Here is a 13,580-nt window from a genome sequence, read left to right as displayed (position 1 = left end):
AGACAAATGACGCCTTCCCGACACGAGGCTGACATAACAGGGTTGCCGTCCGAGTCTGCGACGGCAACCGCATCCATCCAAAAGGATGGGTAAGACACTGTATTTCTGCCAAAAGGAGGATAATCCGCCATCAAGCTGAACCGATTCAGGTCGATAACAGGGGGATTCCTCTTTCTACGGACAGCCCCCAGATGAACCTCAGACGCCTCAACATTGCTCCCCGCTCGCTGATCTGCTTCGGCTTTTTCGCCGTATTGATCGCCGCCGTCGGACTGTTCTCACTGATGCAATCGTCCAGGCTGAAAGACGCCCGCGACGCCCTGCAGGACAACGTGCTGCCCACCCTCCTCGCCATCGCCGACATCAAAAATGACCTGCTGACCATCCGCCTCGGCAACACCAGCCTGCGCGCCGCACAAAGCCCCGCCAGCACCGACGCCGCCATGAAGCGCGTCAGTCAGGGCCGTGCCGAACTGGAGAAAGACGTGCAGGGCCTGAGGTCATTGCTGATCACCGAGCGTGGCCTGAACGCCTACCGCGAGATGGAGCGCGACATGCAGGCCTACCTCGCCGTGCACACGCGCTTTCTCGACGCCGCGGCGCAGAAACGGGATGACATTATCGTTTCGCTGACCGAACCGTCCGGGGAACAGACCCGCGCGGCCGACGCCCTCGCCAAGGACATCGCGACCATCGCCGACCTGGGCAACCAGAAAATGCAGGACTCGGATGTCGCGGCAGATGAAAGTTACGCTCAGTCCCGCGATGTCATCATTGGCGCCATCGTGATCGCCCTCGCTGCCACCCTCGCCCTGGCTGCGCTGTTTACCCGCAGCCTGGTCGCGCCCATCGCCAAGGCCCTGGCCGTCGCGGAGAACATCGCTGCCAACGACCTGAGCAAGCCGATTCAAGTGGACGGTTCCGATGAGCCGGGCCGCCTGCTGCTAGCGCTGTCGGTGATGCAGCAGAACCTGCGCCACACGCTCTCGGAGCTCGGCCACTCGTCCAATCAGCTGGCCTCGACTTCCGAAGAGATGACCGCCGTGACCGAAGAATCCCTGCGCGGGGTTCAGCGTCAGAATGACGAAATCAATCAGGCCGCCACCGCCATCAATCAGATGAGCGCAGCGGTGGAAGAAGTCGCCCACAACGCCTCCCTGGCTTCGACGGCGGCACGGGATTCCAGCGACTCGGCGGAACAGGGCCGCCTGCGGGTCAACGAAACCATTTCGGCGATCAACGAGCTGCATGACTCGGTCGGCAGCACAGCGGATGAGATCAATGGCCTGGCCGGCCAGGTGCAGAACATCAGCGGCGTACTGGACGTGATCCGCGGCATCGCCGATCAGACCAATCTGCTCGCCCTCAACGCGGCCATCGAAGCGGCCCGCGCAGGCGAAGCCGGACGTGGTTTCGCGGTGGTGGCCGATGAAGTGCGGGCCCTGGCCCACCGCACCCAGCAGTCCACCGCCGAGATCGAAAAGATGATCGACTCGATTCAGGGCGGTACCCACAAGGCGGTCACGGCCATGGGCCAGAGCAGCGAGCGCGCCCGGGTCAGCCTGGACGTTGCCGGTGCCGCCGGTCGCGCCCTTGCCGAAATCAAAACCGCCATCGTGCTGATCAACGAGCGCAACGTCAGCATCGCCACCGCCACTGAACAACAGGCCCAGGTCGCCCGGGAAGTCGATCGCAACCTGACCAGCATTCGCGACCTGTCACTGCAGACCTCTGCCGGCGCCCATCAGACCTCGGCGGCGAGCAATGAACTGTCGCAACTCGCGGTGGGCCTGAACGGTCTGGTGATGCAATTCAGAACTTAATGGCACCCGCGGAATCGCAACACTGAGCCGCCTGTTGGCGGCATCAGATGATTTCGGAGGTAAAGCATGAAGTTTGTAAAGCTGGGTTCCACGGGTCTGGACGTGTCGAGGCTGTGCCTGGGGTGCATGACGTTTGGCGACCCGGATGCCGGCACGCACCCATGGACGCTGGATGAAAACGCCAGCCGGCCGATCATCAAGCATGCCGTCGAGCAAGGCATCAACTTCTTCGACACGGCCAACAGCTATTCGGCGGGCACCTCGGAAATCATCGTCGGCAAGCTGCTCAAGGAGTTCACCCGTCGCGAAGAAACCGTCATCGCGACCAAGGTGTTTTTTCCGGCCAACATGTGGGAAGGCTCCAAGCGGCCCAACGAACAGGGGCTGTCGAGAAAAGCCATCATGGCCAACATCGACGCCAGCCTGACCCGGCTGGGCACCGATTACGTCGACCTGTACCAGATTCATCGCTGGGATTATCACACCCCCATCGAAGAAACCATGGAAGCGCTGAACGACGTGGTTCGCGCCGGCAAGGCGCGCTACATCGGCGCGTCGTCGATGTTCGCCTGGCAGTTCGCCAAGGCTCAGCAGGTCGCGACAGCCCATGGCTGGAGCCGCTTCGTGTCCATGCAGAACTACCTCAATCTGCTGTACCGCGAAGAACAGCGCGAGATGATTCCGCTGTGCCTGGATCAGGGCGTCGGCCTGATGCCCTGGAGCCCGATGGCCCGTGGCAGGCTCACCCGGCCCCACGGTCAGCAGACCGAACGTACGAAAACCGACATCTCTGGCCAGTCGTTTTACGAGGCGACGGAAGTCGAAGATGGCCGCGTCATTGATGTGGTCGAGCAGATTGCCGGCGAGCGCGGCGTGCCCATGGCGCAGGTCGCGCTGGCCTGGGTGCTGGCCCAGCGGGGCGTGTCGGCACCGATTGTCGGTGCCTCCAAGCCGCACCATCTGGACGATGCGATCGCGGCGCTGGAACTGGTGCTCAGCGATGATGAAGTGAAACGCCTTGAAGCGCCTTACGTTCCCCATGCTGTCACGGGCTTCGCGTGAAGCCCAACGGTAACTCCGGGCTTGCCACCGGCCGGGCCGTCGCGTTGTTCGACGGCACCTGCAAACTGTGCAATGGCTGGGCGACCTTCATCATCAGCCAGGACCGCGAGCACCGCCTGACGCTGGCGGCCGTACAGTCGCCCGAGGGTCAGGCGCTGCTGAAATGGGCCGGGTTGCCCCAGGACCAGTTCAACACCATCGTGCTGGTGGAAAACGACCGCTTTTATGTGCGCTCGGACGCGATGTTCAAGATCCTCGCCCACCTGCCCGCGCGGTGGCACTGGCTGCTCATGGCGCGGATGTTCCCGAGGGTGTTGCGCGACTGGCTGTACGACAAGATCGCGCTGAACCGCTACAAGCTGTTTGGCCGTTATGACGCGTGTCGCTTGCCTGCCCCGGATCATCCGGGCCGCTTCCTGAGCAAGAACGCCCTCAACCACCGCTAAATCTTCAGCGGCTGAAATGCCGTCTTCGTGAGCAAGCTCACTCCCACACGCCCTGCGCATGACTCGGAATCTCAAGTCATCCCGCGATCCCGTGGGAGCACTCCCACACGCCTTGCCTATCACTCGAAATCTCAAGCCGTTCCTCGATCTTGTGGGAGCGAGCTTGCTCGCGAAGGCTATCTTCAGTCCGCGGAGAAAGTGGCCAAATGTACCGGCCCCTTCGTGAGCAAGCTCACTCCCACACGTCCTGCGCATGGCTCGAAATCTCAAGCCGTTCCTCGATCTCGTGGGAGCGAGCTTGCTCGCGAAAGCTATGTTCAGTCCGCAGAGAAAGTGACCAAATGCCCCGGCCCTTTCGTGAGCAAGCTCACTCCCACACGTCCTGCGCATTGCTCGAGATCTCGGATCAGCCTCAACTCGGTAGATCCCACTATATGGGACTGATAATCACATATTGAGGTATCAGAATATGTCGTCTATGGTGGGACGTCTTCGCTTCCCGCAGCTCCTTATATAAAAACAACAGGAAATCCCATGCCCCAGCCATTAATGGATTCGGGCCTGCACGCCAGCACCATGAAGCGCCTCAACCTCAAGTTGATCCCCTTCCTGATGCTGCTGTACATGGTCGCGTACATCGACAAGTCGAACATCTCCGTCGCCGCGTTGCAGATGAATGCCGAGCTGGGCCTGACCGCTCGCATGTACGGCATCGGCGTGGGCCTGTTCTTTCTGACGTACATCCTTCTCGAAGTCCCGAGCAGCGTCATCCTCACGCGGGTCGGCGCGCGGCGCTGGATTGCGCGGATCATGATCACCTGGGGCATCGTCGCTGCGGGCATGGCCTTCGTGCAGAGCGCCAACCAGCTGTACGGCATGCGCCTGCTGCTGGGCGCCGCCGAAGCCGGTTTTACGCCGGGGATCATTTACTACCTGTCGCAGTGGTACCCGAAGACCGATCGGGCCAAAGCCATGTCGTTCTTCTACATCGGCGCCGCGCTGGCGTCGGTGATCGGCCTGCCGCTGTCGGGGGCGTTTCTGCACCTGGACGGGTATTTCGGCGTCAGCGGCTGGCGCTGGCTGTTTCTGCTGGAAGGCCTGCCGGCGGTGATCCTCGGGATCGTTGTGTTGCGCTACCTGCCGGATTCGCCGCAGACCACCCACTGGCTGCACGCCGATCAGAAGGAATGGCTGAGCCGGACCATTGCTGCCGAGCAAGCGAGCTCGCCGATCTCCCACCATGCCGCCTGGCAGACCGCGTTTCGCAGCCGTCAGGTCTGGCTGTTGAGTCTCTTCTGGCTGTTGCAGGCGTTCGGCACCATCGGCATCACGCTGTTCCTGCCGCTGATCGTCAAGTCGGTGTCCGGCCAGGAATCGTTCACCGTCAGCGTCATGTCCGCGCTGCCCTTCCTGTTTGCCTGCGTGTTCATGTATTTCAACGGCACCCATTCCGACCGCAAGGGCGAGCGCGGCTGGCACCTGGCGCTGCCGCTCATGGCGGCCGGTGTGCTGCTGGCGCTGGCGGTGTGGACCAGCAACCCGTGGCTGGCGTACGGCTTGCTGGTGGTGGCGGTCGGTCTGAACTGGGCCGCCACGCCGGTGTTCTGGGCGACCACCACCGAATACCTGTCGGGTGCTGCCGCTGCGGCGTCCATCGCGCTGATCAACTCCATCGCCAACATCGCCGGCCTTGGCCTGCCGCCCGTCATGGGCTGGATCAAGGACGCCACGCAAAGCTACGACTACGCGCTGCTGCTGGTCTCCGCAGCTTTGGTCGCTGGCGGTGTGCTGGGACTGTTCCTGGCCCGCGCGCCCCGTGCCGCACCGGTCACCGCCCGCGCCACTGCTCCCGCTGCGGCGCCTGTCCCAAGAGGTTTAGATGAAGCCAAGGCTCCTTAAAATTGCCCGTCTGCCGTCCATGCTCGATGACGCGCTGAACGCGACCTACGAGGTGGTGGAGGCCGAGCAAAATGGCGCCGGCGTCGACGAATCGACCGCCGACATCCGCGCCATGGTCGCCAATGGCGAATCCACCGTTAGCCGACAGTTGATCGACAGCCTCCCTGCGCTGGAAGTCATTGCCGTGTTCGGCGTGGGCTACGACGGCGTCGATGTGGCGGCGGCGCGGGAACGTGGCATCCGCGTCACCCACACCCCCGATGTGCTCACCGAAGACGTGGCGGATTTCGCCATGGCCTTGATGCTGGGCATCGCGCGCAACCTGCGGGTGGCCGACCGTTTCACCCGCTCGGGCGCCTGGGCAAATGGCCCCATCGCCTTCAGCCGCAAGGTCAGCCGGGCGCGACTGGGCATCATTGGTCTGGGCCGCATCGGTGCTGCCATCGCCCGTCGCGCCCAAGGCTTCGACATGTCGATCGCCTACACCGGGCGCCGGCCTCAGGACGTCGAGTTCACCTATTACGCGTCGGCGCTTGAACTGGCTGCGGCGGTGGATTTTCTCGTCGTCGCCGTCGGTGGCGGCGCCAGCACCCATCATCTGGTGGACGCGCAGGTGCTGGAGGCGCTGGGACCGAAGGGCTATTTGATCAACGTCGGCCGTGGCAGCGTGGTCGACGAAAACGCCCTCGCAAAGGCCCTGGCCGAAGGTCGTCTGGCCGGCGCGGCGCTGGACGTCTACGAAAACGAGCCTCACCCCGCCGCCGCGCTGCTTGATCTGGACAACGTCCTGCTCACCCCGCACATGGCCAGCGCCACGTGGGACACCCGGCAGGCGATGTCCGATCTGGTCATGGCCAACCTCCACGCCTGGCACAGCGGCACAGACTTGCCCACGCCCGTGCCGGACTAGTCCGACGTCGCCAGCGGCTCGATGAATGAACAACCGAGCCGCAGCAGACAGAATGGGTTGCCTGTTTGCGATGAGTATTTGCAGGTATGGTGTGGCTTTCCCCTGCCAAGGAAGATCCATGGCCACGAACCCCTCCAGCCACGCTCAAAAACACCTTGCCGTTCTCATCGATGCGGACAACGCCCCCGCCGCCATCGTCGAAGGCCTGTTCGAAGAAATCGCCAAATACGGCGTCGCCAGCGTCAAGCGCATTTATGGCGACTGGACCGGGCCGCAGCTCGGCGGCTGGAAGAAGGTCCTGCTCGACCACTCGATCCAGCCCATTCAGCAGTTCGCCTACACCAAAGGCAAGAACGCCACCGACAGCTCGCTGATCATCGACGCCATGGACCTGCTGTACACGCGCCGCTTCGACGGGTTCTGCCTGGTCTCCAGCGACAGCGACTTCACCCGCCTGGCCTCCCGACTGCGCGAGGAGGGCCTGACCGTGATCGGCTTCGGTGAAGAGAAAACGCCGCGACCGTTCGTGGCGGCCTGCGACAAATTCATCTACATCGAACTGCTCCGCGAAGAGGTGATTGCCGCCGCCAGCGCAGAGCAAACGCTCGACGCTCCCGCGCAGTCAGAAATGGCCAAACCCGCAGCGACCGAGACGGCAAAACGGCCCAAGGCGCCTATCAGCTTCATCGCAAAAATCCTCGACGACATCGCCGACGAAGACGGCTGGGTGCAGCTCGGCGCCCTCGGCACCAACATCACCAAGCTGCGACCGGAATTCGACCCGCGCACCCATGGCTACAAAAAGCTCAGCGACCTGATCAAGGGCTACCCGCAGGCGTTCGAGCTGCAAGCCAGACCCGCGTCCAGTGGCACGGCGGTGATGTACGTCAGGCACAAACAAAACGGCAAGTAACCCGACCAGCGTTTCTCATCTATGGAGCCATGCATGCCCATTTATTCAGTCGACTACCGCTTCAACGCTGAACCCCGCAATCATCGCTTCGACCTGAATCAGCCGAAACTGTCAGCGAGCGACGCGGCGATGCACCTGCTTGAGCTGCATTTCGGCGACAGCGAAAACAGCCTGATCATGCCCAACGCCGATGCCGAGCCGGATGAAATCATCGAACAGGCCGGCCAGCTCGGGCTGACGGAGATTCGCGTCACGCAGGTCGCTTCCGAGTAGGCCTGCCGACGACGTCCGGTAAAAACGTTGAACCCTGCAGCGGCACCTGCATCCGATCACTACGACTGAACATTTCCCGACTGACAGGTGCCCCATGATCGAGATCAACAGCTACACGACCGTCAAACGACGGGAGCGCGTGCCCCATGACGTGTTCGCCCATTACTGGCGCGACGTCCACGGCCCGCTGTGCTCGCGGCTTCCGGGCTTGGGCTTGTACATCCAGCACCACTTTTCCCGGCAGCAGGACGCGCACCTCTGGCCCCTCGCCGAGGGCATCAGCGAGATTCAGGATTACGAACTGGACGGTGGGGTGGAGATCGGTTTCGAATCTGCTGCGGACCAGAAGCAGTTTCAGGACGCCAGCCCGATCCTGTTCTCGGACGAGCAGAACATGTTCGACGAAACCCTGGCCTATGCCCTGCCCCAAGGCTCGCTGACCCTGACCAATTCGCTGGCGGATGAGCGGTTCAACGGCACCGACACCTTCGACCGTATTCACATCCACTTCAGCCCGCGGGAAACCCTGGCGCAGCTGCACGCGTACCTGAAGTCAGATCTGGGACCGCTGCTGGCAGCGTCCGATGAAGTGGTGAAAGTCTGCCTGCACCTGTGCGAACCGTTCGAGAACGATGGCCAGCACCCACCTGCGCCCAACGTCGCTCACTTTGCCAACCCGGCCCGCGCCGAACTGGCCGTGCTGGAAATCGCGTTCAAGTCGCCACTGGCGCGTCGGCGTTTTTTCCAGAGCGACGTGTTCCAGAACACCCTGCCTGAACAATCGAAGCACATCGCCCAGCTCAAGACGTTCGCCGTCTCCGGGCTCTACACCTACGTGCGCGACAAGTCCCTGACCACCGCAGGATTGCGCGGCAGTCGGGCAGCCGAGCTGATTGAATACCTGGGCGCGGTGAATCAGGTTCAGCCGGATGTTGAAGAGCTGATGCTCAAAGGCACGCAGTCCCGCTGACAATTCCGGTCGGCGGCCGTAGACCACGGCTGCCGACGCCTTTCCAGCCTGTGAGCACCCGCCACGGCCTCGCAATTGATCCGATCCATGCATCAAAGGATGAAAAAATAACGATTATCGTCGTCTGAAAATTGCCACAGAATCTCCAGTTACAAGCGCTTACAAACTCAAAAAAAACGCTGGAGAACAACATGCATCAACCGCCAAGCCAGACCTCCTCCGGGAAGTCCAGGGCAGGAATGGTCTTCCGGGTCACCTCCGGAAACTTTCTTGAACAGTTCGACTTCTTCCTCTTCGGCTTCTACGCCACCCAGATCGCCTCCGCTTTCTTTCCCGCCAGCAACGAGTTCGCCTCGTTGATGATGACCTTCGCTGTCTTCGGTGCAGGGTTCTTGATGCGGCCGCTGGGCGCCGTGCTGCTGGGAGCGTACATCGACGATGTCGGGCGCCGTCGCGGTCTGATCGTGACGCTGGCAATCATGGCCAGTGGCACCTTGCTGATCGTCCTGGTGCCGGGTTACGCGACGATCGGCCTGTGGGCACCGGCGCTGGTCTTGCTCGGACGGCTGCTGCAGGGATTCTCCGCAGGTGCAGAGATGGGCGGCGTGTCCGTCTACCTCGCCGAAATGGCAACGCCGGGGCGCAAAGGTTTTTACGCCAGTTGGCAATCGGCCAGTCAGCAAGTGGCCATCGTTGTCGCCGCCGCCCTGGGTTACGGCCTCAATCAATGGCTTGCCCCGACCGAGCTGTCGGCATGGGGCTGGCGCATTCCGTTTGCCGTCGGCTGCCTGATCATCCCGTTCATTTTTCTGCTGCGCCGCAGCCTTGAAGAAACCGCGGAGTTCACCACGCGCAAACACCGCCCGACGATGAAGGAAGTGTTCGCAACCCTCCTCGGCAACGCCAGTGTGGTCATCCTCGGGATGCTGATGGTGGCGATGACCACCACCGCCTTTTACATGATCACCGTTTACGCACCGACCTTCGGCCGCTCGGTGCTGCAGCTCAGTACCAGTGATGCGCTGATCGTGACGCTGCTGGTGGGGGTGTCGAACTTCTTCTGGCTGCCCGTCGGCGGCGCCCTGAGTGACCGACTGGGGCGCAAGCCGCTGCTGCTGGCGATGTCATTGCTGACGCTGCTGACGGCCTATCCCGCGCTGGCATTCCTGGCCCAGACGCCGACCTTTGCCCACATGCTCGAAGTGCTGCTGTGGTTCTCGTTTCTCTACGGCATTTACAACGGCGCGATGATTCCCGCGCTCACGGAAATGATGCCCGTCGAGGTGCGCGTGGCCGGTTTCTCCCTCGCCTACAGCCTGGCGACAGCAATTTTCGGAGGCTTCACGCCGGCTGTTTCGACCTGGCTCATTCACCTGACCGGAGACAAGGCCGCGCCGGCCTACTGGATGATCTTCGCCGCCCTGTGCGCCTTTACCGCGACGCTGGTGCTGTACCGCCGCCTCGCCACTCAGTCACTTGCCACTGCTTGAAGGACCCTGTCATGAACTCTTTACTAAAACCCCTCTGCGTTATGGCGCTGACCAGCTGCGCCTACGGCAATCTTGCGTACGCCGAAGCGCTGACCGTCATGACCTCGGGCGGCTTCACTGCCGCCTATCAACACTTGGGGCCGCAATACGCAGAGCACAGCGGCAACACGCTGAAAACGGTGCTCGGCCCGTCAATGGGTAAAGCGGCGGAAGCCATCCCCAACCGGTTGAGTCGCGGCGAGCACGCCGACGTGGTGATCATGGTGGGCTACGCACTGGATGATTTGATCAAGCAGGGCAAGGTCGACGCCGCCTCGCGTGTGGAACTGGCGGACTCGCGCATCGGCATGGTAGTGAAGGCCGGCGCCGACAAACCTGCCATCGGCACCGATGCTGAACTGAAAGACACCCTGCTGGCGGCCAAGTCAGTGGCCTATTCAGACAGCGCAAGCGGCGTCTACATCGAGAAAGAGCTGTTCAAGAAGCTCGGCGTTCAGCCGCAGCTGGCGCCCAAAAGCAAGATGATCGAGCGCATTCCGGTGGCCTCCGTCGTGGCCAAGGGCGACTACCAGCTGGGCTTCCAGCAGGTCGCCGAATTGTTGCCGATCCCGGGCGTGACCTTCGTCGGCAAGATTCCGGAAGACGTGCAATCGGTGACCCGCTATGCCGCCGGGATTCCGAAAAATGCCGATCACCCCGTTGAAGCGAAGGAGCTGCTGAAGTTTCTGTCGTCCCCCGACGCCCAGGCCAGCATTCGCGAAACCGGCCTGGACTCAGTCCCGCGGTAACGTCCCGGGCAGCGCGCGAATCCGCTGTTCCAGCTCCAGTGCCGCGGGCGTCAATGTGCGTCCGCGGCGTTTCAGCACGCCCATCTGCCTGATCACCTCCGGCTCCACCAGCCTCACTTTCGCCAGGATCGGGTGGGCAGAAATCGGCATGGCAATGGACGGCACCACCGCAATGCCCAGCCCCGCCTCGACCAGGCCAAGCACCGTGGTCACGTGGCGTGCTTCGCAAACGCTGTTCCGGCCCGGCTGAAAACCGGAAAGCGCGCGATCCAGCACCAGACGATTGCCCGAAGATTTATCCAGCGTGATGCAGTCGTGTTCGCACGCCTGGGCCCAGGTGACGGTGTCGAGGACGGCCAGCGGATGGTCGCGGCGGCAGGCAATCACGTAGTGCTCTTCGAGCAGCGGACTGAACTCGATTTCCGGCGCCAGGTTGCCGGTGAAACTGACCCCGAAATCGGCTTCCCCTGACGCTACCGCTGCACTGACTTCGTTGGCCGAGACGTCGATCAGCCTGATATTGATCAACGGGTATTGCCCGTGAAAGCTACGGATCGCATGGGGCAGGAAATAGTAGGCCGCAGACGGTACGCAGGCCACGGTCAGCGTGCCCCTGCGGTTGGCGCCGCCGTCGCCGATGCTGAGCAGCGCCAGATCCAGGTCGTCCAGGAGACGTTCGACCTGGGGCAGAAACGCTCGCCCGACGTTGGTCAACGAGACCTTTCGCGTGGTCCGCTCAAACAGCTTGACCCCCAGGGCGGACTCCAGCTTTTCGATGCGACGGCTCAGCGCCGACTGGGTGATGCGGATGGACTCGGCCGCCCGGCGAAAGCCCTGCTTTTCAACCACCGCACGAAAAGCCTGAAGGTCATTGAGGTCGAAGTTGATGTTCACGGCATGTCGTCGCTTTGATCGTAGACGGGCATCAATGGTAAGGCGCAATGCGTCGGCGAGCTATCCCCGGGCGAGTCCCACGGCTGCCCCTTGCACGGAACGAATGGCCTAATAAAGCGTGTCGGCGATCCGGCCTGGCAGCGCCTTGTCGTAGGCCTCGCCGTCGATGGCTGCCTTCGAAACCTCCTTGAGAATCTGACCCGCTGTCGGCAGCGCGCTGCGCGGCACCTGCTTGGACGCATCCCACAGCCCTGCCCTGATCACCGCCCGGCTGCACTGGAAATACACGCTGGTGACGGTGATTTTCAGCACCGACTTCGGCGGCTTCCCGTCCACGGCAAAACGCTCCAGCAGGTCGGGCGCGATGGAGATCTGCGCCGTGCCGTTGACGCGCAGGGTTTCGCCCACGCCTGGGACGAGAAACAGCAGCGCGACTCGCGGGTCTTCGATGATGTTGCGCAGGGTGTCGATGCGGTTGTTGCCGCGTCGGTCCGGCAGATACAGCGTCTGGCTGTCTTCGATATGCACGAAGCCTGGCTGATCGCCCCGCGGCGAGGCATCCAGGCCGCCTGCGCCCGACGAGGCGAGGATCACGAAGGAAGCCGCTTCGATGAACGGCCGGTAAACCGGGTGAATGTGGTCAACTTCTTTGACCAGGGATGGCGGCGCGATCGGGCCATACACCGCTTCCAGCGCCTCTACGGTTGTCAGGTATGAGCTGTCTTCAAGATCCATCGTGGTTCTCTGCGGTTTCTTCTTTAAAAGAAAGGGTCGGTATGCACTGACGCCTGATCCCCGTCAGGGGCAATAGTGGCAGACGCGTGTGGCAGATTGAGCGGCGATCTGATTCACTGCCTGCCTTTTCACCGTCCAGCATCTGCACACCGGGTAACCAGGCATGAACCGTCGCAAGAAACTTAACCAGATACTCAGAGCCAACGCAAAAAAGGCGAGTGCCAAACTGGCGCCGAAGAACAAAGACACCTACGTCAGCAAGGCCGACCGGTTGAAGCTGGCTGAGGCCAATGCTGAAGCCACGACCGAATCCACCCCTGAAGCGGTCCGCCCTTCCGAGGCCGTTTGAACACCCTCCATTTGCGATGCGCTGCCTACTCCTGGTAGGACCGGCTTCAGCCGGGAACAGGCCAGCGCCTACGCCATCAATTTTTCAGTGTGATTACCGAAGCCTTCCCGGCTAAAGCCAGTCCCACAGAAAGCTCCGGCTTCAGCCGGGAATGGTCTTCGATCACCGCCCGTACGCGATCGGCATCGGCGGCGGTGACCGGGTTATAGACGATCATCGACAGATCCAGTCGCCCGTCCACCGCAAAGTTCGAGTATTCCAGCTCAATGATGCCATGGGGGTCGTGGCGCAGGCGTTTGGTGCCTTTGCCCTGTAGCCGCACGTCGTTGTCTCGCCACAGCACCGCGAATTCCGGGCTCAGGGTGCACAGTTCTTCCGCCAGCCGGGTGACCTCGGACGCCGCGCCGGCGCGGGTCGCGTCCGCCCGAAAGGCCGCAACGATGAACCGCGCCACCGCGTTCCAGTCAGCCTGCCGGGCCTGGGCGCGCGGGTTGCAGAACATCAGGCGCAAGATGTTGCGTTGCCCCACCGGCAGCAGGCTGTAATCGGTGAAGACCGCCGCCGCTGCGGTGTTCCACGCCAGCACGTCCCATGTTGCCGTTTTGATAAACGCCGGGCTGAACGCAAGGGTGTCGAGGACCCGTTGCAGTCGCGGCGTCACCCCGTCGGGCGCGCTGTAGACCACTTCCGGCGGATGGCCGAAAGCGAGCATGAACAGGTGCTCGCGCTCGGGTTCGGTCATCAGCAGACTTTCCGCAATCCGGTTCAGCACCTGTGCCGAAGGTGCCCCGCCGCGCCCCTGCTCCAGCCACGTGTACCAGGTCGCGCTGATATTGGCGCGCTGCGCGACTTCCTCCCGGCGCAAACCCGGTGTGCGTCGTCGGCCGGAAAAACCGAAACTGGCCGGATCAAGGCGCGCCCGGCAATCCTTCAGATACGTGCCCAGCAAATGAACAGAGGGGTTGGCCATGGTGATCCTGTTGGTTTTTATACCCTGATAACGTCACGTCTTTTAAGCGGATAAACGT

At 62.3% G+C, this 13,580-nt stretch carries 14 protein-coding genes and 1 pseudogene; 12 read left to right on the top strand and 3 right to left on the bottom strand.

What is annotated here, in order from left to right:
- Window positions 1-191 precede the first annotated feature (191 nt).
- From ACYASU_RS23715 to ACYASU_RS23665, 11 genes and pseudogenes are all read left to right on the top strand, one after another.
- A pseudogene (locus ACYASU_RS23715) lies at window positions 192-965 on the top strand (MCP four helix bundle domain-containing protein); the annotation flags it as partial.
- Window positions 960-1,823: a methyl-accepting chemotaxis protein gene (locus ACYASU_RS23710; RefSeq protein WP_407073243.1), complete on the top strand. Its 864-nt coding sequence runs from the start codon at window positions 960-962 to the stop codon at window positions 1,821-1,823. The pseudogene ACYASU_RS23715 and the gene ACYASU_RS23710, both read left to right, overlap by 6 nt.
- Window positions 1,824-1,889: 66 nt before the next feature.
- Entirely contained in the window at window positions 1,890-2,885 is a 996-nt protein-coding gene (locus ACYASU_RS23705) for an aldo/keto reductase (RefSeq protein WP_463584279.1), read from the top strand.
- A complete protein-coding gene (locus tag ACYASU_RS23700) occupies window positions 2,882-3,331 on the top strand; it encodes a thiol-disulfide oxidoreductase DCC family protein (protein ID WP_463584278.1) in 450 nt (149 codons plus the stop codon). The genes ACYASU_RS23705 and ACYASU_RS23700 overlap by 4 nt, the downstream gene beginning before the upstream one ends.
- Before the next feature lie 534 nt (window positions 3,332-3,865).
- Entirely contained in the window at window positions 3,866-5,230 is a 1,365-nt protein-coding gene (locus tag ACYASU_RS23695; protein ID WP_346625814.1) for an MFS transporter, read from the top strand.
- The gene (locus ACYASU_RS23690) at window positions 5,211-6,140 is read left to right on the top strand and encodes a 2-hydroxyacid dehydrogenase (RefSeq protein ID WP_463584277.1); all 930 of its coding nucleotides are present in this window, start codon (window positions 5,211-5,213) and stop codon (window positions 6,138-6,140) included. The genes ACYASU_RS23695 and ACYASU_RS23690 overlap by 20 nt, the downstream gene beginning before the upstream one ends.
- A gap of 118 nt (window positions 6,141-6,258) precedes the next feature.
- Entirely contained in the window at window positions 6,259-7,053 is a 795-nt protein-coding gene (locus ACYASU_RS23685; protein ID WP_192173511.1) for an NYN domain-containing protein, read from the top strand.
- Between the two features lie 33 nt (window positions 7,054-7,086).
- Window positions 7,087-7,326 (top strand): hypothetical protein, encoded by a 240-nt coding sequence (locus tag ACYASU_RS23680; protein WP_192173510.1) that lies wholly within the window; start codon window positions 7,087-7,089, stop codon window positions 7,324-7,326.
- A gap of 94 nt (window positions 7,327-7,420) precedes the next feature.
- Window positions 7,421-8,296, top strand: a complete 876-nt coding sequence (locus ACYASU_RS23675) for an EthD domain-containing protein (protein WP_463584276.1) — start codon at window positions 7,421-7,423, stop codon at window positions 8,294-8,296.
- 191 nt (window positions 8,297-8,487) lie between these two features.
- Entirely contained in the window at window positions 8,488-9,786 is a 1,299-nt protein-coding gene (gene tcuC, locus ACYASU_RS23670) for a tricarballylate/proton symporter TcuC (protein ID WP_463584275.1), read from the top strand.
- 41 nt (window positions 9,787-9,827) lie between these two features.
- The gene (locus tag ACYASU_RS23665) at window positions 9,828-10,574 is read left to right on the top strand and encodes a substrate-binding domain-containing protein (protein ID WP_244655981.1); all 747 of its coding nucleotides are present in this window, start codon (window positions 9,828-9,830) and stop codon (window positions 10,572-10,574) included.
- Here ACYASU_RS23665 and ACYASU_RS23660 read toward each other — a convergent pair.
- Both ACYASU_RS23660 and ACYASU_RS23655 read right to left on the bottom strand, forming a co-directional pair.
- On the bottom strand, window positions 10,560-11,468 hold the full coding sequence (locus ACYASU_RS23660) for a LysR substrate-binding domain-containing protein (protein ID WP_192173506.1): 909 nt from the start codon (window positions 11,466-11,468) through the stop codon (window positions 10,560-10,562). The genes ACYASU_RS23665 and ACYASU_RS23660 overlap by 15 nt on opposite strands.
- Before the next feature lie 108 nt (window positions 11,469-11,576).
- Complete coding sequence (locus tag ACYASU_RS23655; protein ID WP_463584274.1) at window positions 11,577-12,203, bottom strand: pyridoxamine 5'-phosphate oxidase family protein; 627 nt, start codon at window positions 12,201-12,203, stop codon at window positions 11,577-11,579.
- A gap of 163 nt (window positions 12,204-12,366) precedes the next feature.
- Between ACYASU_RS23655 and ACYASU_RS23650 the strand changes: the two genes are divergently transcribed.
- Window positions 12,367-12,552: a DUF2986 domain-containing protein gene (locus ACYASU_RS23650; protein ID WP_282372019.1), complete on the top strand. Its 186-nt coding sequence runs from the start codon at window positions 12,367-12,369 to the stop codon at window positions 12,550-12,552.
- A gap of 76 nt (window positions 12,553-12,628) precedes the next feature.
- Here the strand turns inward: ACYASU_RS23650 and ACYASU_RS23645 are convergent, their stop codons facing one another.
- Window positions 12,629-13,522 carry a helix-turn-helix transcriptional regulator gene (locus ACYASU_RS23645; RefSeq protein WP_463584273.1) on the bottom strand — a complete coding sequence of 298 codons (894 nt, stop codon included), beginning with the start codon at window positions 13,520-13,522 and terminating at the stop codon, window positions 12,629-12,631.
- Window positions 13,523-13,580 lie beyond the last annotated feature (58 nt).

The organism is Pseudomonas sp. HP_12, assembly GCF_055283955.1.
The sequence above is the reverse complement of the archived record's forward strand: the minus strand, read 5'-3'. Positions and strand labels throughout refer to the sequence as shown.

Bases quoted from the DNA above. Each gene is read 5' to 3' on its own strand.
- ACYASU_RS23710 (WP_407073243.1), top strand. From the start codon at position 960: ATGCAGCAGAACCTGCGCCACACGCTCTCGGAGCTCGGCCACTCGTCC.
- ACYASU_RS23705 (WP_463584279.1), top strand. From the start codon at position 1,890: ATGAAGTTTGTAAAGCTGGGTTCCACGGGTCTGGACGTGTCGAGGCTG.
- ACYASU_RS23695 (WP_346625814.1), top strand. From the start codon at position 3,866: ATGCCCCAGCCATTAATGGATTCGGGCCTGCACGCCAGCACCATGAAG.
- ACYASU_RS23690 (WP_463584277.1), top strand. From the start codon at position 5,211: ATGAAGCCAAGGCTCCTTAAAATTGCCCGTCTGCCGTCCATGCTCGAT.
- ACYASU_RS23685 (WP_192173511.1), top strand. From the start codon at position 6,259: ATGGCCACGAACCCCTCCAGCCACGCTCAAAAACACCTTGCCGTTCTC.
- ACYASU_RS23680 (WP_192173510.1), top strand. From the start codon at position 7,087: ATGCCCATTTATTCAGTCGACTACCGCTTCAACGCTGAACCCCGCAAT.
- ACYASU_RS23675 (WP_463584276.1), top strand. From the start codon at position 7,421: ATGATCGAGATCAACAGCTACACGACCGTCAAACGACGGGAGCGCGTG.
- tcuC (WP_463584275.1), top strand. From the start codon at position 8,488: ATGCATCAACCGCCAAGCCAGACCTCCTCCGGGAAGTCCAGGGCAGGA.
- ACYASU_RS23665 (WP_244655981.1), top strand. From the start codon at position 9,828: ATGGCGCTGACCAGCTGCGCCTACGGCAATCTTGCGTACGCCGAAGCG.
- ACYASU_RS23655 (WP_463584274.1), bottom strand. From the start codon at position 12,203: ATGGATCTTGAAGACAGCTCATACCTGACAACCGTAGAGGCGCTGGAA.
- ACYASU_RS23650 (WP_282372019.1), top strand. From the start codon at position 12,367: ATGAACCGTCGCAAGAAACTTAACCAGATACTCAGAGCCAACGCAAAA.
- ACYASU_RS23645 (WP_463584273.1), bottom strand. From the start codon at position 13,522: ATGGCCAACCCCTCTGTTCATTTGCTGGGCACGTATCTGAAGGATTGC.